Here is a 19,995-nt window from a genome sequence, read left to right as displayed (position 1 = left end):
GGCCAGGAGGCTGGCCAGATGACGCCTGATCATTGTTGTGACCTCATGGCGTCCTGCGCTTCTTTAACCCAATCCGTGAAAGTTTTTCCCGAGTACCTTGTGTCGGCGTGCTGGCTCACCCAGTCGGCCATAGCCGCGTTGGGAGTGACAACGCCGTTCTTCGCCCAGCTTGCATCGTCAGGCGGGTTGATCGCGCCGGCCAGTATCAATCCCTGTAGTACTGGTGGCTCGACATGCAGGACTTGAGCACGAAAGTCGTCCGCGTTGCTCTTGTACGCCTGAAGGGCGAAGTCGGTGTCGAACTTGGTGCTGAGCGTCGGGGCGGCCAGGGCGACGAGGATCTGCGTGATCGTTCCCGGGCCGAGTGGGTTGCTGAAGCTCAATGCGCCGAAGCCTCCGCTGATTATCGAGATCGCCGTCTGCGAGCGGGTGGCTTGCTCGTCCTTCAGTTGTTCCTCGGCGAAGTGGTGGTCGCCCTGAATCCTCTGGATCATTCCGTAGAGGCCGCCCATTTCCCGTAGGTAATTCTGATCTGATGGGTCCTTGATTGTGGCGGCGACGGCAACGCTTATACGGCCGTCCATCTTTCCCTTGTAAGCGCCGAACTCTTTTGGTTCCTGCAGTGCCTGCCCGAACAGAGCCTCCAGTTCAGCCGGCCGTACGACAGGAGCCCAGGGATTTGCGACATCCTCGCCTCTCTGCATCGCCATGGATGCGGTGAACTCATGACTTGCCGAGGCGGCGAAATCGGGGAGGTAGCGGTCGGCGGTGTAGATAAGCGCCTGCCGAATCTCTCTGGGAAGCACCGTCTGCGGGTGGAGCTTGGAGAAGTCGGCGGTGGCTTGGGCGATGTGGACGACGGACCAGGCCGACTCCTTGGCGTCCGCTGAGGTGCCCCGCTCCGCCGAGACGGCGGCCTTGAGGAAGGCGGCTGTGGAGGAAGAAGTGTCGATCTTCCCCGGTGGTTCCAGGTAGCCCGGGGCGGCATCTCTGCTGATCGGGTCGAGATAGGCGCTGGCGTACAGGCTTGCGTCGTAGCCGGGGGTGTGCCAGGAGTCGCTGACGAGCATGCGGGCGTACTTGAGGCCGGTGTCCGGGTCGCCCAGCACGTGCCGGGCGGCCATCCCGTTCTCGGCGGCCCGCTGGAGGACGGCTCCGACGGCGTCGTACTCCGCCATGAGCCGCTGGTGGCGTGAGGCGTCGGCGTCGGTCTCCAGCTTGCCGCGGGCGGGCGGCCAGATCGTCTTGCCGGCGGCGCGGGCGTCGAGCATGGCGCGCGTGAGGTCGGCGAGCATGCGGGAGTCCCACGACCTGCCGTCGGGGCCGTACTTCACGAGCATTCCGACCGACCAGGGGTCGGAGTTTCCGGTGAGGCCGGCGCGGATAGCGGCGGGCAGCAACGGGCGGCGGTCCTTGCCCGTGCCGACGCGCATCTGACTGGCGGCGGCCAGGGACGCCCCGAGCGCCCGCAGCACGCTCACGCTCTCCGCGCTGAACAGGGCGCCACCCGCTCGTTCGTACAGCGCGCGGGCGGCCCGCAGCGCGAGCGGGCCCGCCCCCGCCCAGAAGGCCGCCTGGTAGTCGTTGTCGGCGAGGTGCCGCTGCAGACGCTCCGACAGCCCTGACAGGGCGATGCGGGTGCTTTCGGGGTTCTTGTCGGCGAGGGCGGCGGTCAGTGTCTCGGCGTCGCGCTTGCCCTGATAGCCGCTCTGCCCGGTCGCCTCCCAGTCCAGCCGTACGTTGGGTGGCCGGTTGAAGGTGAGGCCGGGGAGGCCGGGCGCGGGGCCGAGCGCGCTCCAGCCCTGCTGCCTCGCCAGTTCGTGCGCCCTGGTCGTACGGGCGTCCATGTCGCGAACGTCGTCGAGCGCGGCGGCGATCAGGCCGGGCAACGAGGTGACCGCGACTTCACTCCCCCATTTCTCCATTTTCTGCCGTATTAGCGGGCTGTGCCGGGCCAGCAGATCGTGGAGCTGTTCGAGCCGTTTGGTCAGCTCGTTGAGATTCGCGGGATCGACTCCGACGAATTCGCCCACGGCATTCCTTCCGTTGCGGGGGACTACGAGGCGGTTTTTCGGCGCTCCCCCTCCTCCACACGGGCGATCAGATGCGGCTGCTCGGCGAGTACGGCGTCGAACAGCCTGGTGAGCTGAGTCCTGCGGGCGTTCCAACCGGCGGCCCAACGGTCGGCCGCCGGGCCCTGCCAGGTGTGGTCCCCGAACATCGTGGGGACGGCGGTGAGCGCCTGGAGAACCTCCCGTACGGCGGTGGCGGCCGCGGCCATGTCCGCCCGGCATTCGGCGATCTCGGGTGACGTCACTGGCCCTCCCGTTTCTCGCGGCTGACGCACCGTAAAGCCTAAGGAAACACCGATCGCTCGGCCAGGGATATGTGCGACGACAATCGGGATTATCGACTGACTATGGGAGGTAAATGCCGTATTCGGCGAGATCGGCGGTGAGGTTCGGAGGCAGCGAGGCGGCGGCCGAGACGTCCTCGGCCGAGACGAAGCCGCCGACCTGGTCGCGTACGCGCACGATCTGCTCGGCGAGCGCGGACGTCAGGCCGGGCAGGTTCGCGATCACCGGAGCCGGGGCGTGGTTGAGGTCGACCAGGCCGCCGTCGTCGTACTGGCGGGGCAGGTCGGGCCGCCCGATCCGCAGCTCGCGCGCCATCACCGGATCGTGCTCCGCCAGCTCTCTGGCCTGCTGCCGCAGGGCACGGCGGTGCTGCGCGAGCGCGACCGCCTGCTCGTTCGCGGTCTCGTACGGCGGGGCGTCACCGAAGACCTGTCTCCTGACCGCGAGCGAGTGCACGGTGCCGATCAGCCAGGGAGCGAGCATGCAGAAGATCATGACGAGGGACACGAGAACCGGCTCCTGTGTGTCCTCGTACAGCTCGACCAGGTAGATCCAGGCGCCGGTGGCCGTGGCGTATCCGGCGGCGGCGGCCCCGTACCCCCAGCTGCGCTTGCGGATGGCGGCGTACAGCATGCTGAACGGAGTGCCGAAACCACAGGTGTAGAGCGGGGCGAGCGCCCACAGGTAGCTGGGGGCGCTGGAAGGCCGCTGCACAGGCGGCGGTGGGGACGGCGGCATCGGCGGCGGCATCGGCGGTGGAGGGGGCGGCGGCACGGGCGGCCGTGCGGGCGGAGGCACGGGTGGCGGCACGGGCGGCTGTGCGGGTGGCGCCGGATGGGCGCCGTAAGGACCAGGCCACTGCTCCCCGTACGGTCCCGGCCCCCGATGCCGGTACGGATTCCGCGGTCCCTGCCCGTGCGGCGGCCCTGGCGGCCCCTGTGGTCGGTGCGGTGGTCCTTGCGGCCCCTGCGGCCCCTGTGGTCCCTGCGGCCCCTGTGGTCCCTGCGGTCCGGGCGGGTAACCTCCCGGCCCCCCATAGCCGTTCATGGTCCAGACGATACGTATTCGTTGGTGTTTGTGCTGCCCCCTTCTCCTCACATCTTGTGGACAACCCTGGGGATTGCGGTGTGGACGATGTGGAAAACAGCTGCGCTGGACTCACACGTTCACTCGCCGCCGATAGTGCGCGATGATGAGCCTGTGGCGCACATTCCAGGAGAAGGGTTGGCCAAGGGCCTGGCCGTGACCATGCGGCACATGCTGCAGAAGTCGGAGACGCAGCAGTACCCGGAGGTCCACCCCGACCTGCCCGCCCGCAGCCGGGGTGTGATCGCCCTGGTGGAGGAGAACTGCACCGTCTGCATGCTCTGCGCCCGCGAGTGCCCCGACTGGTGCATATACATCGACTCCCACAAGGAGACTCTGCCGGCGCCTGAGGGCGGCCGTCCGCGCGCCCGCAACGTGCTCGACCGTTTCGCGATCGACTTCTCGCTGTGCATGTACTGCGGCATCTGCATCGAGGTGTGCCCCTTCGACGCGCTGTTCTGGTCGCCCGAGTTCGAGTACGCCGAGTACGACATCCGCGACCTCCTGCACGAGAAGGACAAGCTGGGCGAGTGGGCGGCGACCGTGCCGCCGCCGCCGGCCCACGAGGTCGGCGCCGAGTCGCCGAAGGAACTGTCCGCAGGTTCCCGCCCGGCAGCGGCCCGCCGTACGGCGCCGCCCGCACCGGCGAGGAGACCGGCCGAGGGCGCGTCCGTGATACCGGAGGCAGCGCAGGGCACCGCGCACAAGGCGACACGGGACACCGCGCAGGGAGCCGAGCGGGAAACGACACAGGACACCGCGCAGGACACAGCGCAGGACACAGGGCGGGACGCCGCGCAGGACACAGGGCGGGACACGGATCGGGAGACGGCGCGGCGACCGGCGGCGGAACCCGCGAAGGGGCCGGAGAGCCCCCCGCGTCGTGAGCCGCCGAGAGCCATGCGCGACATCCGCTCCATCCGGCCGCCGGGCTCGCTGCCCAAGAACGCCGGGTCACCGCCGCAGAAGAAGGACGGGCCCGAGGGGGAGCGATGACCTCCCAGGCGCCGGGGTTGTGGCCGCCCTCGGGGCCTGAGGTCGTCTTCCTGCTGCTCGGCGCCGTCGCCGTCGGCTCGGCCCTGCTGGTCGTCACGACCAGGCAACTCGTCCATGCGGCGCTGTGGCTGGTCGTCTGCTTCGGCGCGCTCGCGGGCGGCTACCTGGTGCTGACCGCCGAGTTCGTCGCCTGGGTGCAGGTGCTGATCTACGTGGGCGCAGTCGTGGTGCTGCTGCTGTTCGGCATCATGCTGACCCGCGCGCCCATCGGGCCCTCGGCCGGCCTCGACTCCGGCAACCGGTGGGCCGCCGCGCTCGTCGCCGTCGCGACCGCCGCCGTGCTCGTCACCGTGGTCGTCACCGGTTTCCGCACGGCGTACGCACCGCTCCAACCCGGGCAGGGGGCGGCCGAGCCCCTGGGGGCGAGCGTCTTCCGCACCTGGGTGCTGCCGTTCGAGGCGCTGTCGGTGCTCCTGCTCGCCGCGCTGGTCGGCGCGATCGTCCTGTCCCGTACGGACATCAGGGGGCGGGAATGACCCGGTTATCGACTTTATTGACCTTCGCGGCCTTATTGACCTTCGCGACCTTATCGGCCAGGCCGACGGCCCGGAGGCGGTGAGCGAGGTGCACGTCGTCTACCCGGTGGTGGTCTCCGCCCTGCTGTTCTCCATCGGTGTCTACGGCGTGCTGGCCCGGCGCAACGCGATCCTCGTGCTGATGTCGGTCGAGCTGATGCTCAACGCGGTCAACCTCAACCTGGTGGCCTTCGACGTCTGGCTCGGGGACCGTCTGCACGGGGGCCAGGTGCTGACGCTGTTCGTCATCGTGATCGCCGCGGCCGAGGTGGGCCTGGGACTGGCGATCGTGCTGGCCGTCTTCCGTACGCGCCGGACCGTCGACGTCGACCGGTTGCGGGCGCTAGCCGAAGTCGTACGCACGTCCGAGCCGGGGCGCCCGGACGGGGAGGGCGCCTCGTGACCGCCGTGGTGGCTCTGATCGTCCTGCTGCCGTTCGCCGCCGCCGTGGCCGGGCTGCTCGCGACCCGCCTGGGCACCCGAGACGTGCGCACCCGAGACGTGCGCACCCGAGACGTGCGCACCCGAGACGTGCGCGCCGAAGATGTGCGCACGCGAGATGTGGGCGCCCGAGATGCGCGTACCGCAGCTGTGGGCGCCCGCGCGGAACGGGCGGCGTACCGGCGGGCGGCGTGGTTCGCGATCGTCCCGGGCACGGTGTCGGCGGCGCTCACGGTGTGGCTGGCCGTCGCCCTCGCGCGGGGCACGCCTGCGACGGACGGGCGCTTCTGGGCGGAACTGCTCCCCGGGCGAACCGAGGGCACCCTGACGGTGGTCGAGACGGGGTCGGTGCCGATCTCCCTGACTCTGCGGGCCGACGGATTGTCAGTGCTCGCGGGCATCCTGGTCGTCGTGGTCGCGCTGGCGGTGCAGGTCTACTCGGTCGGGTACATGCGGGACGAACCCCGCTACCCGTCCTACAGCGCGTTCGTCAGCCTTTTCACCAGCGCCATGCTGCTGGTGGTCTACGCGGGGGACCTGATCGTCCTCTACGCCGGCTGGGAGATCATGGGCCTGTGCTCCTACCTGCTCATCGGGCACTGGTGGGAGGACCGGGCCAACTCCCGGGCGGCGGTCAAGGCGTTCCTGGTCACCCGCCTCGGCGACGTCGGCTTCCTGTTCGGGATCTTCGTCCTGGGCCTGTCGGCGGGCAGTTTCCGGATCGACGACGTGCTGCGCGCCGACCTGCCCAGGGGCACTCTGGTCGCCGCGACGCTGCTGTTGCTCGCCGGGGTCGCGGGCAAGAGCGCGCAGGTGCCGCTGCAGACCTGGCTGCCCGACGCGATGGCCGGCCCCACTCCGATCAGCGCGCTCATCCACGCGGCCACGATGGTCGCGGCCGGGATCTTCGTCGTCGCCCGGCTCTATCCCGCCTTCCTCGCGGCGCCGCCCACACTCGACGTGCTGGGAGTGGTCGCGGCCGTCGGCATGCTGGGCGCCGCGCTCGCCGCGCTCGCTCAGGACGACCTCAAGCGCGTGCTCGCCTACTCGACGATCAGCCAGCTCGCCTACATGGCCGCGGCGCTGGCCGCCGGGTCCGACCGGGCGGCGATGTTCCACCTGGTGTCGCACGGCGCGTTCAAGGCCCTGCTGTTCCTCTGCGCCGGCCTGGTGATCCACCACGTCGGGTCGAACCTGATCAGTCACATGGGTGGCCTGCGCACCACCCTTCCCGTGACGTTCTGGACGATGACCATCGGTTTCGCCGCGCTCGCGGGGCTGCCGCCCGCGAGCGGCTTCTTCAGCAAGGACGCGGTGCTCTCGGCCGTCGAGCACGGGACGGGACCGGCCCGGCCGTTCGTGTACGCGTCGGCGCTGCTGACCGTCGGGGTGACCGGGGCGTACGCCGCCCGGGCCTGGCTGCGCACGTTCTTCGGGCCCGCCCGGATCGAGCCGCTTCCGGAGCCGCCGCCGGGTGTCGCCCACGTCTTCGACGGCCGGGAGGCGCCCCCGTCGATGCTGTGGCCGGCCGGCGTGCTGGCCGTGCCCGCCCTGCTGCTCGGCCTCGCCGGATCGGCGGCCGGTGTGCAGGTCGAGTGGGGGCCGGCGGCCGTCAGCCTCGCCGTCGCACTGCTCGGCGCCGGGATCGTGTACGCCCTGTGGCGGGCCGCGCCGGAACAGGACCCCGCCCGGCTGCTCGGCCCGTTCCGGGCGCCGTGCGAGCGGGCCTTCTACGTCGACGCCGCGTACGCGGCGCTGGTCACCCGGCCCGTCCTGCGCCTGGCCAGAGGGGTGGTCCGCACGGACGCGCGGGTGGTGGACGGCGCGGTCCGCGGTTCCGGCCGGGCGACGCTCGGTCTTTCCGGCCTGGTGCGGCTCGCCCAGAACGGCAACGCCCAGCTCTACGTCACCGGCCTGCTGGCCGGGCTCGTGCTGATCGCGGTCGCGGCGGTGGTGCTGACATGATGCGGCGGGCTCCCAGCGGCACAGCGCTGCTTCGCGCGGTGGTGACGACGTGAGCTGGCTGCCGATCGCGCTTGTGGGCGTCCCGCTGCTGGGGGCCGTCGTCGCCACCGTCCCGGCCGTCCGGGACAGGGCGGTGGCCTGGGGGATCGCCGTCTCGGCCGGGGTGCTGGTCCTCGCCGTCGCGCTCGCCGCGGCCTTCGAATACGCGCGCCCCGCCGACATGCAACTGCAGAGCGACCGGCCGTGGATCCCCGGCCTCGGCCTGCGGTTCCACCTGGGCGTGGACGGCGTCTCGCTGCCGCTCGTCGTGCTGACCGCGCTGCTGACGTTCCTGTGCTTCGTCCACCTCGCCGGGCACCCGCCCGAGGGTGGCAGACCCGGCGCACTGGTCGTCACGCTGCTCGTGCTCGAAGTCGGCATGATCGGCACGTTCCTCGCCCTCGACCTGCTGCTGTTCTTCGTGTTCTTCGAGGTCGTGCTGGTCCCGATGTATTTCGTGATCGCCCTGTGGGGCGGCGCGCGCAGGCGGGCGGCGGCGGTGAAGTTCATCCTCTACACGCTGCTCGGCTCGGCCGTCCTCCTCATCGGCCTGCTCGTCGTCTGGACCCAGGCCGGCACGCTCGACATGGTCGCGCTGGCCGGGCGCCACGGCTCGGGCATGGCCCGGTCGGCGCAGATCCTCGCGTTCCTCGCCATAGGGCTCGGCCTGGCGGTGAAGACGCCCATGTGGCCGCTGCACACCTGGCTGCCCGACGCGCACACCGAGGCGCCGACCGTCGGCTCGGTCCTGCTCGCGGGCGTGCTGCTGAAGATGGGCTCCTACGGCTTCGCCAGGATCGCGATCCCGGTGCTCCCCGAGGGCGCGGCGGCCCTGGCCCCCTGGCTCGGCGCGTTCGCCGTGGCCGGCATCGCGTACGGATCGCTCGCCTGCCTGGCCCAGCGCGATCTCAAACGGATGATCGCCTACTCCTCCGTCGGCCACATGGGGTTCGTGCTGCTCGGGTTCGCCTCGCTCACGCCGGTGGGCCTGAACGGCGCCCTGTTCGCCAACGTCGCCCACGGGCTGATCACCGGCCTGCTGTTCTTCCTCGCCGGAGCCGTCAAGGAGCGGTACGGCACGGCCGACATGGTCCGGCTGGGCGGGGGCATGCTGCGCCGCCTGCCGTACGTCGCCTCGCTGCTGACCTTCGCCTGCGTCGCCTCGCTGGGCCTGCCCGGCCTCGCCGGGTTCTGGGGGGAGATGCTCGCGCTGCTCGGCGCGTTCCGCCCGGCCGCCGGGCTCTTCCGGCCGCTGTTCCTCGTGTTCATGGCCGTCGGCGGGCTCGGCACGGTGCTCACCGCGGCCTATTTCCTGGCCATGCTCTCGCGGGTGACGCACGGCCGGGCGGTCGAGACCGTCCCGCTCGCCGGGCCCCTCGAACCGCCGGAGCCGGATGAGCCGTCGGGGCTGTATGAACCCCGCGGACCGTATGAGCTGCCGGGGACTTATGAGTCGCCGGGGCCGCTCGCCACGGCGGAAGGCGTACGCGAGGTGCTGAGCGAGGCGGGGGAGGCCGCGGAACCGGTCGAGCCCGTCGCGGCCGGAGCCGCCATGGCCGCACTCGACCGGGAGGGCGGGGTGCAGGAGACACAGGAGACCGCCCGCCCGAGCGCCGTGGCCGACGACGGGCGGGCCGGTGCGACGGGTGCCGGGGCCCTCGGGGCAGGCGCCGCCGATGCCGGACAGACGGGCGGACAGACGGGCGGACAGACGGGCGGACAGACGGGCAAGGCGCGGCGGCCTTTCCGGGACGTGACAGCCCACGAGCTTGCGGCGTGGCTCCCGCTGGTGGCGCTGATCGTGCTGTTCGGCCTGTGGCCGAAGGCCCTGCTCGCCGTCACCACGCCCGCCGTGCAGTCGCTCCTCGGATCGGGCGTGGCGCCGTGACGGGCGGGGTGATCCAGTCCATCGACTACGCCGCAGTGGCGGCGCCGCTGGTCCTCGCGCTGGTCGCCGGGCTCGTGCTGCTGCTCGACGCGTTCCTGCCCGCCCGCCCCGGCGGGGCGCGGATGCTCGGTCTCGTCACCCTCGGCGGCCTGGTCGCCGCCCTGGCGGTGGTGGCCGTCCAGGCCGCGGGCGGCGGGACCAGGCGCACGTTCTGCGTCCCCGCCTCGCTCGGCGGCACACCTGCCGCGGGGCGGGCCGCCCCGGCGTCGTGCTCGTTCGTCGCGGACCGCTTCTCGCTGCTCATCGCGGCGGTCGTGCTGGCCGCCGGGGTGGTCGTCGTGTTGCTGTCGATGACCGAGATCGCCGCGGAACGCGGCGGCGGGCCGGGGGAGCGCAGCGGGCCGGCAGAGCACGGTGGGCCAGCAGAGCGCGGCGGGCCAGGAGAGCGCGGCCGGATTCCGGCGGGGGAGTGGTATTTCCTGCTGCTGGCCACGCTGACCGGGGCCGTCCTCCTGCCCGCCTCCCATGACCTCATCATGCTGGTCGTGTCGCTGGAACTGGTGTCGCTGCCGGTCTTCGCGCTGACCGCGCTCAAGCGTCACGACGGCCGCGCCGCCGAGGCGGCCCTCAAGCTCTTCCTGGTCTCGGTGGTCTCCACCGCGGTCACGCTGTTCGGCGTCTCGCTGCTCTACGGGGTGACCGGCTCGGTCCACCTCGACCGCATCGACGCGGCCCTGCGGGCAACCGGAGACACGGCCGGGGACATGACCGGGAATCTGGCCGGGAGCACGGCCGGGGACATGGTCCAGGTCACGGCGGTGGCGATCGTGCTGGTGGCGGCGGGCTTCGCGTTCAAGATCGCCGCGGTGCCGTTCCACTTCTGGGCGGGGGACGTCTACCGAGGCGCACCGGTCCCGGTCGCGGCGCTGCTGTCGGTGGTGTCCAAGGCGTCGGGTTTCGCCGGGCTGATCCTGCTGCTGACGTCCGCGCTGCCGGGGAGGGCGGCGCTGTGGGCGCCGGGGGTGGCGGTCGTCGCCGCACTGACGATGACGGCGGGCAATGTCCTCGCGATGCGCCAGCGCGCGGCCGTCCGGCTGCTGGCCTGGTCGTCGGTCGCGCAATCGGGCTACATCCTCGCGCCGCTGGCCGTCTACGCCGTCGCCCCCCGCGCCGCCGTCGGTGCGTCGGTCGCCTACCTCGTCTTCTACGCCGCGATGAACCTGATCGCCTTCGCGGTGGTCCTGTTGGTGGCGCGGCTGCCCGAAGGCCAGGACCTGGAGGCGTACCGGGGGCTGGCGCTGCGCAGCCCCGCCGCCGGGCTGTCCCTCGCCTTCGCCCTCGTCTGCCTGGCCGGGCTGCCGCCCGGGCTCGCGGGCCTGTTCGCGAAGATCGTCGTCTTCCGGGCCGTCGTGGACGGCGGGCTCGGCTGGCTGGCCCTGGTCATGGCGGCCAACACGGTGGCCGGGCTCTACTACTACATCGCCTGGACCGCCCGGCTGTTCGCGCCGCCCGCGGCGGGCGAGAGCCGTACGGTCGCGACGAGGACGGCGGCGGGGGTCGCCGTCGCGGTCGCGCTCGCGGTCACCGTGGTCTTCTCCGTCGCCCCGCAGGTGGTGCTGTCCTTCACAGGGTGAGGCGCGTCACGGGGAACGTTCGTCCAGGCCATGCGCGTTGGTACGGCTGGACGCATCGAGCCGCCGAGCTGGACGCACCGAGCTACACGCACCGAGCCGGACACATCGAACCCGACACATGAACCCGACACATCGAACCGGGAGGAGGAGGCGTGCACCACAACCGCCTGCGCACCGCGGTCCTGCTGGGGGCGCTGTCCTCGTTGCTCCTGGTGGCGGGGGCCTGGCTGGGGGGTGGCACGGGGGCTCGGATCGCGGTCGTGGCCGCCCTCGCGGTCAGCGGCGTCTCCTACTTCTGCGCCGACAGGATCGCGCTGTCGGCCATGCGGGCCCGGCCCGTGGCGGAGGTGGAACAGCCGGGCCTCTACCGCGTCGTCCGCGAGCTGTGCACCGAGGCCCGCGCGCCGATGCCCCGCCTGTACGTGTCCCCGACGATGCAGCCCAACGCGTTCGCGACCGGGCGTAACCCGCGTGACGGGGTGGTGTGCGTCACGCACGGCCTCCTCGGGCTGCTGGACGAGCGCGAACTCAAGGGCGTGCTCGGTCACGAGCTGTCGCACATTCACAACCGCGACATCCTGATCTCCTCGGTCGCGGGCGCGCTGGCGACCATGATCACATACTTCGGGTACGCCGGCCTGTTCTTCGGCTCCGACGACGACGAGGGTCCGGGGTTTCTCGGCGCCATCCTCGTGATGATCCTCGGGCCGGTCGCGGCCGCGATGATCCAGATGGCGATCGCGCGTTCGCGGGAGTTCGCGGCAGACGACGGGGCTGTACGGCTGACGGGCGACCCGCTGGCCCTCGCCTCCGCGCTTCGCAAGATCGAGATGGAGGTCCGCAGGCTGCCGCTCCCGGAGAACGGCAGGCTCGCCTCCGCCGGCCACATGATGATCGTCAATCCGTTCCGGGGTGCCCGGATCGGCAGGCTGTTCGCGACCCACCCGCCGGTCGCCGCGCGGATCGCCCGTCTGGAGCGGATGGCCGGCTACCGACGGTGACGGTCGGTGTGACGGTCGGGTGGGGCGCCTCGGCAGGCCCCGCCGGGCTTGGCGCCGGTCTTCCCGGCCAGGCCGGCGATGCGCCCTGCCGGCGCGCCCGCCCCGCCATCCCCTTGCGAAGAACGCCGTTGTTCCAAGAAGGGGACGCTTCGGGCGTCAGACTCCGGGGTGCAGCACGCGGCTCAGGAACTCGCGGGTCCGCTCGTGCTGCGGGTCGGCGATGACCTGCTCCGGCGGCCCGTCCTCAACGATCACGCCGCCGTCCATGAACACCACACGGTCGGCCACCTCGCGGGCGAAGCCCATCTCATGGGTGACGACCAGCATGGTCATGCCGTCCTCCGCGAGCTTCCGCATGACCGACAGCACGTCGCCGACCAGCTCGGGGTCGAGAGCGGAGGTCGGCTCGTCGAACAGCATCAGCGAGGGGTTCATGGCGAGCGCGCGGGCGATCGCCACGCGCTGCTGCTGGCCGCCGGACAACTGGGGCGGGTAGGCGCCGATCTTGTCGATGAGGCCGACCTTCTCCAGGTTCTCCCGGGCGACGTGGTCGCACTCGCCCTTGCTCCGCTTGAGAACCCGCTCCTGGGCGATCGTGACGTTGCGCCGCACCGTCAGGTGGGGGAACAGGTTGAACTGCTGGAACACCATGCCGATGTGCCGCCTGGCGGCGTCGATGTCGGCGTCGGGGTCGGTCAGATCGATGCCGTCCACGACCACCGTGCCGGAGGTCGGCTGCTCCAGGAGGTTGACGCAGCGCAGGAGCGTGGACTTGCCCGAGCCGGACGGCCCGATCACGCAGACGACCTGGCCGCTCTCGACCGTGAAGTCGATGCCCTTGAGCACCTCGAGCTTCCCGAACGACTTGTGCAGGTTCCTGATCTCGACGGTGCTCATCGGCCCGCTCCCTGACGCGCTTCGAGCCGCCTCGCGACGTACCCGAGGGGGATCGTGATCAGCAGGTAGGTCAACCCGGTCACGAGGATCGGCGTGGGGTTGGCGAACGTGGAGGACTGGTCGTTGCCGAACTTCGCCAGCTCGACCTGCGAGGCCGTCACGCCGAGCATCAGCACCAGCGACGAGTCCTTCAGCAGCGAGACGAGCTGGTTGGTGAGCGGCGGCAGCACGATCCTGATCGCCTGCGGGATGACGATCGACACCATCGCGCGCATGTGCGGCATGCCGAGCGAGCGCGCCGCCTCCATCTGTCCCTTCGGCACCGCCTGGATGCCCGCCCGGAAGTTCTCCGCCATGTACGCCGCCGAGACGACGCCGAGCCCGAGCGCGGCGCTGCCGTAGACCCCGCCGGGCAGCTCGAAGCCGGGGAACGCCAGCGGGAGGCTGCCGATCATCAGGAAGATGAGCAGGATCGGCAGGCCACGGAAGATCTCGATGTAGATCGCCGAGATCCACCGGTACGGCGCGACCGTGGACAGCCGCATCAGCGCCAGCACCAGACCCACCACGAAGCCGAGGGCGAAGCCCGACAGCGTGTAGATCACGGTGTTGCGGAGCGCCACCGTGAACAGTTCGGGCAGGCCCTTGCCGGCGACGTCGAGGTTGAGGAACGATTCGCGGATCGCTCCCCAGTCGGCCAGGGCGGCCAGGACGACGACGATCACCAACAGCACGGCGTACTGGACGCTTCGGCTGATGCGCTGCTTCTTGCGCGGGCTGAGCCCCTTGCGGGGCTCAGTCGGCGTAGTGACCTGCTGCTCGCTCACAGCACTCATGATCCGGCGGCGGGCGATTCGGTTCCGGTCTCACCCGTCGAAGAGCCGCCCGAGGCGCCACCGGGTTCGGTGCCGAACCACTTCTTGTAGATCTCGTTGTAGGTGCCGTCGGACTTGGCGGCGGCGAGGACCTCGTCGACGACCTTCTTGAGCGCCGTGTTGTCCTTCTTCATGCCGATGCCGTACTGCTCACCGGTGTCGAGGCTGGCGACATGCTCGAACTTGGCGCTGATCTCGGGCTTCTTCAGCCAGGTCAGCACGACGGGGAGGTCCTGCACGATCACGTCCGCCTGGCCGGTCTGCAGGCCGAGCAGCTCCTTGGGGGAGTCGGCGAACTCGGTCGGCTCGAACCCCTTGCTCTTGACGTAGTCGAGGCCCGTCGTGGACGCCTGCGCGCCCAGCTTGAGGTTCTTGGCCTTGACGTCGTCGAGCGAGGTGATCCCGCTGCCCTTCTTGGCCATCAGCGCCTGGGTGGCGTCGAAGTACGGATCGGAGAACAGCAGGTTCTGCTGCCGCTCCGGCGTGATCGTCATACCGGCGGCGGCCACGTCGCACTTGCGGGCGTTCAGGGCGGCGCCGCTCTTGATCGCTGCGAAGTCGATGTCCACGATGTCCTGGGTCACGCCCAGCTTCTTCGCGACCAGGTCGACGATGTCCACGTCGAACCCGACGACCTTGTCGCCCTGGTTGAACTGGAACGGCTCGTACGGAATGTTCGTGCAGGTCGTGATCTTTCCGGCGTTGACCAGGGCGACACCGCCGGGGGCGGCCGAGGCCGTCGCCGTGCCCGAGTCGGCGGAGTCGCTCCCGCAGGCGGTGACGGTCAGCGTCGCCGCCAGAGCCACCGCCCCGATGCTCGCCGCTTTCCGATAAGTGGACCAGGGAGCCACACCGGCCTCCTTGCTGTGGTGCGAAAACGTCTGAGGCGCAGTTTAAACGTCCCTTATGACGGTTTGGCCACCGCATGGAACGGAGCGAGTAACGCCGTGACCTCTGGTGTCAGGGGTGCATGCCCTCGGTGAGCATGTTGAACCGCTCCAGCATCCGCCCGAGCAGCCGTACGTCCTCCTCCGGCCAAGCGGCCAGCAGCGTGCGCAGCTGGCCCTCGCGGGCGGATCGCGCGTCGTCGAGCCGCCTGCGGCCCTCGGCGGTGAGAGCCAGCAGGTGAGCCCGGCCGTCCTCCGGGTCGGGGCTGCGGCTGATCAGCCCCAGCTCCTCCAGCACCTTGAGCTGGCGGCTGATCGTCGCCCGGCCGACCCGCAGGTAGGCGGCCAGGTCACTGGACCGCATCGGGGAGCTCTGGTCGATGCGGACCAGCAGGCCGTACGCGCCGGGGTCCAGTTCGGGATGCACCTTGCGCCCCATCCCGGCGGAGAACGCGTTCGCGCGCCGGAGCAGGATGGCGAGCTGCCGCTCGACCGCGCAGTGCGCCTCGTGTTCGCCGGCCGTGGGCGGCCGGAGAGCGATGTCCGCCTCCGTCATGGCCTGCCTCCTCCTGACTGCGTGTGGCAGGGGGTCTACCCGCGCACCGCCTGGATGTCCAGCTCTACTTTCAGTGTCGCGCCGATCAGTGAGATCCCCGCCTGGACGACCTGGTTGTAGGTCATCGCGAAGTCGTCGCGGCGCAACTCCGTGACCGCGCGGAACGCCGCCCGCAGCCCGCCCCACAGGTCCGGTCCTGTGCCGAGGTAGGTCATGTCGAGATCGACCGGGCGGCTGACGCCGCTCAGCGTCAGCACGCCGTGCACCGTCCACCGGTCCGGGCCCGCCGGCGACAGTCCCGTGCTCCGGAACGTGATCACCGGGTGCACCGGGACGTCGAGGAAGTCCGCCGAACGCAGGTGATCATCGCGCATCCGGCTGCCCGTGTCGATGGACTCGGCGACGATCTCGGCGACCACGGACGACTCCTCCGGCGTGGCTCCCATCTCGATCCGCCCGGAGAACTCGGTGAACCGCCCCTGCACGCTGCTGAGGCCGAGGTGCCGGGCCGTGGCCGAGATCTTCGAGTGTTCCGGGTCGATCGTCCACTCGCCGGGCGGCGGGAGCTCGGTGCCGCCCTGCCGGGCCAGCACCAGCGTGCCGGCCTCGGCGGCGCCCGAAGCGGTCGCGATCGCGGTGGACGCGGCGGGCGCGTACCCGATCGCGGTCGCGACCACCGTGTAGACCCCCGGCGGCAGCGGGGCGGTGACGATCTGCCCGTCGGCGTCCGCCTCCGCCCGCGCCACCTGGTGGCCGGTCGTGTCCGTCACCGTGACGACCGCATGCTGCACGGCCCAGCCGTCCTTGCTCCTGACCAGGGCGTGCAGTCCCCTGGGGACCGTCTCGGGGACGCTCATCGCTCGTGCCCCAGCCACACGTCGTACGGCTCGTCGCCCTGGCCGTCCAGGTTCAGCGTGCTCGCCACGGGCGGGTAACCGCTCGCGACGATGGTGTACTGCCCGCCGGTCAGGTCGGTGAAGGCGTACTCGCCGTCCTCGCCGGTGGTCACCCCGCCCACCACGTTGCCCGCGGCGTCGAGCAGCGTGACCCTCGCGTCGGCCAGGGGCACGCCGTCCTTGACGCGGACCGTGCCCTGCACCCGGGCGCCGGGCAGCAACACGACGTCGTGCCGGGTCTGGCCGGTGCCCAGCACCTCGATCGGAACGGCGGCCGGACGGTATGCCGCGCCGCTCACCGTGAGCGTGTAGGTGCCGGCCACGACGCCGGAGAAGGAGAAGCCGCCCTCGGCGTCGGTCGAGCTCGTGGCCACGACCTCGCCGCGCACGTCGGTCACGACGGCCACCGCGTCGGCGACCGGCGTCCCGTCGACGCCGCGCACGGTGCCGACGAGCCGGCCCGATGCCGCGAGCACCATGTCGAAGTCGACCGGCTGGTCGCCCACGACCAGCGTCGCGACCTGCGGCTCCCGGTCGCCCGCCGACGCGATCAGCACGTACGTCCCGCCGCCCGGCGCCCGGAGCGCGTAGCCCCCGTCGTCCCGGGTGACCGTACGGCCGAGCTGGTGGCCGCGCACGTCGATCAGCGTGAGCGTGGCGCGGCCCACGGGCACGCCGTCCCGGCCCTTGACCGACCCGCGGATGCCCACGCCGCCCGGCTCGTGCGACTCCACGGCGAGCGCGGCGTACGGATGGGCCTGAGTGGTGGTGAGGACCTGTGCGGTCAGGGGCTGTGCGGTCTGTGCGGTTGGTTGTGCGGCGGTCGGGTGCTGTGCGGTCGGTTGTGCGGCGGTCGGGGGCTGCGTGGCGGAGTGGCCGTTCGGCGAAGCGAACTCGGCCTCGGCCGTGATCGGCCGCTGCCGGTCGTGCTGCTGCCTGTCCCTCTGGGCGTGGCGTCCGGCCACGGCGCCGTTCCGCTGGCGGGCGATCTCGGGGTCGGGGGTGGCGTCGGTCTCCTGCGCGTCGGCGCTGACCGTGATCGCGCTGGTCCGCAGCGCGACCTCCTTGATGAACAGCACGGCGATCAGCGCGAGGAGGGCGAGCGGCGCCGCGTAGAGGAACAGGTCGCCGATGCTGTGGCCGTACGCGCTCTTCACCGCCGTGCGGATCGGGGCCGGCAGCGCCGAGAGCTTCGGGATCGCGCCGCTCTCCTGGCCGGTGCCGTGAACGCCCAGCGCGGCCAGGGCGTCCGCCAGGTAGCGCTGGACGCGGTTGCCCAGCAGGGCGCCGAGGGCCGAGACACCGATCGCGCCGCCGAGGGAGCGGAAGAACGAGACCAGCGAGCTGCCCGCGCCCAGGTCCTGCGCACGGACCTGGTTCTGCACCGCGAGAACGAGGTTCTGCTGGCTCATGCCGATGCCGACGCCGACGAAGAACATGAATATCGCGACGAGCCAGTAGTCGGTGTCGTACCGCAGCGTGCCCATCAGGGCGAACCCGGCGGTGAGGAAGAAGGTTCCGGAGACCAGGAAGACCTTCCAGTGGCCGGTGCGGGTGATGATCTGCCCGGAGACCGTGGAGGAGATCGCCAGGCCGAGGATCATCGGCAGCGTCATCAGGCCGGCCACCGTGGGCGTCTCGCCCCGGGCGAGCTGGAAGTACTGGCTGAGGAAGGTCGTGCCGCCGAACATCGCGACGCCGACCAGCACGCTGGCGACCACGCTGAGGCTGACGGTCCGCATCCTGAACAGGCGCAGCGGGACGATGGGCTCGCTCACCTTGGACTCGACCAGGAGGAAGAGCATCGCGAGGACGACAGCGCCGCCGACCATCGCGCCGGTCTGCCACGACAGCCAGTCGTACTTGTTGCCGGCGAAGGAGACCCAGATCAGCAGCAGTGAGACCGCGGCGGTGATCAGCGTCGCGCCGCCCCAGTCGATGCGCACGTCACGCTTGACGGTCGGCAGGTGCAGGGTCTTCTGCAGCACGATCAGCGAGAGGACCGCGAACGGCACGCCGACGTAGAAGCACCAGCGCCAGCCGAGCCACGAGGTGTCGACGATGAGGCCGCCGACGAGCGGGCCGCCGATCGTGGCGACGGCGAACACCGCGCCCAGGTAGCCGGAGTAGCGGCCGCGTTCCCGCGGCGAGATCATCGCCGCCATGATGACCTGGGTGAGCGCGGTGAGGCCGCCGGCGCCGAGGCCCTGGATCACTCGTGCCGCGATCAGCATGGTGGGGTTCTGCGACAGACCGGCGATCGCCGAGCCGATGACGTAGACGGTCAGTCCGAGCTGGATGAGGATCTTCTTGCTCATCAGGTCGGCGAGCTTGCCCCAGATCGGGGTGGACACCGTCGTGGCGAGCAGGGTCGCGGTGATCACCCACGTGTAGGTGGTCTCGTTCGCGTGCAGGTCCGCCGTGATCGTGGGGAGCGCGTTCGACACGACGGTCGACGACAGGATCGCGACGAACAACCCCAACATCAGCCCCGAGAGCGCCTCCAGGATTTCCCGGTGCGTCATCGCGGGGGCCGCCGTGCCTGGCGGCGTCTCCCGCGTCATCGCGTTCGCCATCGAAGTCCTTCCGCGTGTGATCAAACTTAGTTTCCCTAAGCAATTATATGCTGATCGTTGCTTCGGGCAACCAATTGGTCATGGTCCGGCGGGTGCCGGAAATGACGAAGGCCCTGAACTCGCAGGTCAGGGCCTCTCCGTCAGTGTCCGCGCTGTGACGCGTATCACCGATAGTTGACGAACTGGAGGGCGATGTCGAGGTCCTTGCCCTTGAGCAGGGAGATCACCTCCTGAAGGTCGTCCTTCTTCTTCGAGCTGACCCGGAGCTCCTCGCCCTGGATCTGCGCCTTCACGCCCTTGGGGCCCTCGTCCCGGATCAGCTTCGAGATCTTCTTGGCGTTCTCCTGGTCGATGCCCTCCTTGAGGGACACCATCAGGCGATACTCCTTGCCGGACAGCTTCGGCTCGCCCGCGTCCAGGATCTTCAGAGACAGGCTGCGCTTGACGATCTTCTCCTTGAAGACGTCGAGAACCGCGTTGGCCCGCTCCTCGCTGTTCGCCTTGATCTCGATGTCCTTCTGCCCCGACCAGGAGATGCTCGCGCCGGTGCCCTTGAAGTCGAAACGGTGCCCGACCTCCTTGACCGTCTGGTTCAGGGCGTTGTCGACCTCCTGCTGGTCGATCTTGCTCACCACGTCGAAACTGCTGTCGGCCATCGGTGTCCGTGTCCTCTCTCCGTTGCCCTTCGAGATTAGTGGGCCCCGATGTGATCAGAGGTCTTTCCTCATGACGACGTGGGCGCCACCTCTGCTGCCGAGGCGGGTCAGGCCGTCGACCACCCCGAGCAGGGCGAACCCCGCCGGCAGCCGGCCGGCCACGATGACACGCCTGGCATCGTCGGACTCTCCGACGACCGTGATGCCCGGCGGGAAGACGATGCCGAGCGGTGCGACACTCCGTCCGCCGCTCGCTCGATCCCCGTGAGGGGCCACGAGATCCGCCGCCCTGTCTGGCCACCGTCCCGCCCTGGCCGGTGCTGCGCCGCGGCCACTTCCGAGTTCCGGGAGGCCTTTGCCGATCATGCGTGGGGCGCCCCGGAAGCCATGTCACGTGTACGCGGGAAGTCCGCTATTCTTCTACCTGTCGCCGCGGCGAGCGGAAGACAAGGCAGGTTGCCCGAGTGGCCAAAGGGAGCGGTCTGTAAAACCGTCGGCTCAGCCTACGCAAGTTCGAACCTTGCACCTGCCACCAGCAGCAAGAGGCCCGTCACCAGCGGAAACGCGGTGACGGGCCTCTCGCGTTGATCACCCGTGAGTGTCCCTGATTCCCCTTGGTTTCCCATGGCATCTGGCACGGATCTGGCACGTGAGCAAGATATTTCCGGCG

General features: G+C 70.5%; 18 protein-coding genes and 1 tRNA gene. 8 read left to right on the top strand and 11 right to left on the bottom strand.

Annotation, left to right across the window (positions count from 1 at the left end):
• Positions 1 to 29: 29 nt before the first annotated feature.
• The 3 genes from ACGFIB_RS05390 to ACGFIB_RS05380 form a co-directional block, all read right to left on the bottom strand.
• A complete protein-coding gene (locus tag ACGFIB_RS05390; RefSeq protein WP_393368674.1) occupies positions 30 to 2,033 on the bottom strand; it encodes a hypothetical protein in 2,004 nt (667 codons plus the stop codon).
• A 23-nt stretch (positions 2,034 to 2,056) separates the two neighbouring features.
• A complete protein-coding gene (locus ACGFIB_RS05385) occupies positions 2,057 to 2,317 on the bottom strand; it encodes a hypothetical protein (RefSeq protein WP_393368671.1) in 261 nt (86 codons plus the stop codon).
• Positions 2,318 to 2,417: 100 nt separating this feature from the next.
• Positions 2,418 to 3,071 (bottom strand): ComEA family DNA-binding protein, encoded by a 654-nt coding sequence (locus tag ACGFIB_RS05380; protein ID WP_393368668.1) that lies wholly within the window; start codon positions 3,069 to 3,071, stop codon positions 2,418 to 2,420.
• Between the two features lie 510 nt (positions 3,072 to 3,581).
• Here ACGFIB_RS05380 and ACGFIB_RS05375 point away from each other — a divergent pair.
• The 7 genes from ACGFIB_RS05375 (at position 3,582) to ACGFIB_RS05345 (ending at position 11,982) form a co-directional block, all read left to right on the top strand.
• Positions 3,582 to 4,439, top strand: coding sequence for a NuoI/complex I 23 kDa subunit family protein (locus ACGFIB_RS05375; RefSeq protein ID WP_393368665.1), 858 nt, complete (start codon positions 3,582 to 3,584; stop codon positions 4,437 to 4,439).
• Positions 4,436 to 4,975, top strand: a complete 540-nt coding sequence (locus ACGFIB_RS05370) for an NADH-quinone oxidoreductase subunit J family protein (RefSeq protein ID WP_393368662.1) — start codon at positions 4,436 to 4,438, stop codon at positions 4,973 to 4,975. Before ACGFIB_RS05375 ends, ACGFIB_RS05370 begins: the two co-directional genes overlap by 4 nt.
• A gap of 88 nt (positions 4,976 to 5,063) precedes the next feature.
• The gene (nuoK, locus tag ACGFIB_RS05365) at positions 5,064 to 5,417 is read left to right on the top strand and encodes an NADH-quinone oxidoreductase subunit NuoK (RefSeq protein ID WP_393370000.1); all 354 of its coding nucleotides are present in this window, start codon (positions 5,064 to 5,066) and stop codon (positions 5,415 to 5,417) included.
• On the top strand, positions 5,414 to 7,420 hold the full coding sequence (locus ACGFIB_RS05360) for an NADH-quinone oxidoreductase subunit 5 family protein (RefSeq protein ID WP_393368659.1): 2,007 nt from the start codon (positions 5,414 to 5,416) through the stop codon (positions 7,418 to 7,420). The genes nuoK and ACGFIB_RS05360 overlap by 4 nt, the downstream gene beginning before the upstream one ends.
• A gap of 49 nt (positions 7,421 to 7,469) precedes the next feature.
• Positions 7,470 to 9,347: a complex I subunit 4 family protein gene (locus ACGFIB_RS05355; protein WP_393368656.1), complete on the top strand. Its 1,878-nt coding sequence runs from the start codon at positions 7,470 to 7,472 to the stop codon at positions 9,345 to 9,347.
• Positions 9,344 to 10,981: an NADH-quinone oxidoreductase subunit N gene (locus ACGFIB_RS05350; protein WP_393368655.1), complete on the top strand. Its 1,638-nt coding sequence runs from the start codon at positions 9,344 to 9,346 to the stop codon at positions 10,979 to 10,981. The genes ACGFIB_RS05355 and ACGFIB_RS05350 overlap by 4 nt, the downstream gene beginning before the upstream one ends.
• A gap of 152 nt (positions 10,982 to 11,133) precedes the next feature.
• Positions 11,134 to 11,982, top strand: coding sequence for a M48 family metalloprotease (locus ACGFIB_RS05345; protein ID WP_393368653.1), 849 nt, complete (start codon positions 11,134 to 11,136; stop codon positions 11,980 to 11,982).
• Positions 11,983 to 12,138: 156 nt separating this feature from the next.
• Here the strand turns inward: ACGFIB_RS05345 and ACGFIB_RS05340 are convergent, their stop codons facing one another.
• The 8 genes from ACGFIB_RS05340 to ACGFIB_RS05305 form a co-directional block, all read right to left on the bottom strand.
• Positions 12,139 to 12,879: an amino acid ABC transporter ATP-binding protein gene (locus tag ACGFIB_RS05340; protein WP_357247820.1), complete on the bottom strand. Its 741-nt coding sequence runs from the start codon at positions 12,877 to 12,879 to the stop codon at positions 12,139 to 12,141.
• Positions 12,876 to 13,715 (bottom strand): amino acid ABC transporter permease, encoded by an 840-nt coding sequence (locus ACGFIB_RS05335; RefSeq protein WP_357247817.1) that lies wholly within the window; start codon positions 13,713 to 13,715, stop codon positions 12,876 to 12,878. Before ACGFIB_RS05335 ends, ACGFIB_RS05340 begins: the two co-directional genes overlap by 4 nt.
• A complete protein-coding gene (locus ACGFIB_RS05330; protein WP_191050807.1) occupies positions 13,712 to 14,605 on the bottom strand; it encodes an ABC transporter substrate-binding protein in 894 nt (297 codons plus the stop codon). Before ACGFIB_RS05330 ends, ACGFIB_RS05335 begins: the two co-directional genes overlap by 4 nt.
• A 109-nt stretch (positions 14,606 to 14,714) precedes the next feature.
• Positions 14,715 to 15,197, bottom strand: a complete 483-nt coding sequence (locus tag ACGFIB_RS05325; RefSeq protein WP_357247814.1) for a MarR family winged helix-turn-helix transcriptional regulator — start codon at positions 15,195 to 15,197, stop codon at positions 14,715 to 14,717.
• Positions 15,198 to 15,232: 35 nt separating this feature from the next.
• Complete coding sequence (locus ACGFIB_RS05320) at positions 15,233 to 16,054, bottom strand: YceI family protein (RefSeq protein ID WP_357262711.1); 822 nt, start codon at positions 16,052 to 16,054, stop codon at positions 15,233 to 15,235.
• Positions 16,051 to 18,669, bottom strand: a complete 2,619-nt coding sequence (locus ACGFIB_RS05315; protein WP_393368646.1) for an MFS transporter — start codon at positions 18,667 to 18,669, stop codon at positions 16,051 to 16,053. Before ACGFIB_RS05315 ends, ACGFIB_RS05320 begins: the two co-directional genes overlap by 4 nt.
• A 164-nt stretch (positions 18,670 to 18,833) precedes the next feature.
• Positions 18,834 to 19,325, bottom strand: coding sequence for a YajQ family cyclic di-GMP-binding protein (locus tag ACGFIB_RS05310; RefSeq protein ID WP_142567439.1), 492 nt, complete (start codon positions 19,323 to 19,325; stop codon positions 18,834 to 18,836).
• A 54-nt stretch (positions 19,326 to 19,379) separates the two neighbouring features.
• Entirely contained in the window at positions 19,380 to 19,601 is a 222-nt protein-coding gene (locus ACGFIB_RS05305; RefSeq protein WP_393368643.1) for a hypothetical protein, read from the bottom strand.
• 174 nt (positions 19,602 to 19,775) lie between these two features.
• Between ACGFIB_RS05305 and ACGFIB_RS05300 the strand changes: the two genes are divergently transcribed.
• A tRNA-Tyr gene (locus ACGFIB_RS05300) sits at positions 19,776 to 19,860 on the top strand.
• Positions 19,861 to 19,995 lie beyond the last annotated feature (135 nt).

It is taken from the genome of Microbispora bryophytorum (assembly GCF_043197435.1).
GTDB lineage: Bacteria > Actinomycetota > Actinomycetes > Streptosporangiales > Streptosporangiaceae > Microbispora > Microbispora bryophytorum.
This window is presented reverse-complemented; position numbering and strand designations above follow the sequence as displayed.

What these genes read in the sequence shown, in the direction of transcription:
- ACGFIB_RS05340 (WP_357247820.1), bottom strand. Translation starts at nt 12,879, where the DNA reads ATGAGCACCGTCGAGATCAGGAACCTGCACAAGTCGTTCGGGAAGCTC.
- ACGFIB_RS05315 (WP_393368646.1), bottom strand. Translation starts at nt 18,669, where the DNA reads ATGGCGAACGCGATGACGCGGGAGACGCCGCCAGGCACGGCGGCCCCC.
- ACGFIB_RS05310 (WP_142567439.1), bottom strand. Translation starts at nt 19,325, where the DNA reads ATGGCCGACAGCAGTTTCGACGTGGTGAGCAAGATCGACCAGCAGGAG.
- ACGFIB_RS05370 (WP_393368662.1), top strand. Translation starts at nt 4,436, where the DNA reads ATGACCTCCCAGGCGCCGGGGTTGTGGCCGCCCTCGGGGCCTGAGGTC.
- ACGFIB_RS05335 (WP_357247817.1), bottom strand. Translation starts at nt 13,715, where the DNA reads ATGAGTGCTGTGAGCGAGCAGCAGGTCACTACGCCGACTGAGCCCCGC.
- ACGFIB_RS05320 (WP_357262711.1), bottom strand. Translation starts at nt 16,054, where the DNA reads ATGAGCGTCCCCGAGACGGTCCCCAGGGGACTGCACGCCCTGGTCAGG.
- ACGFIB_RS05325 (WP_357247814.1), bottom strand. Translation starts at nt 15,197, where the DNA reads ATGACGGAGGCGGACATCGCTCTCCGGCCGCCCACGGCCGGCGAACAC.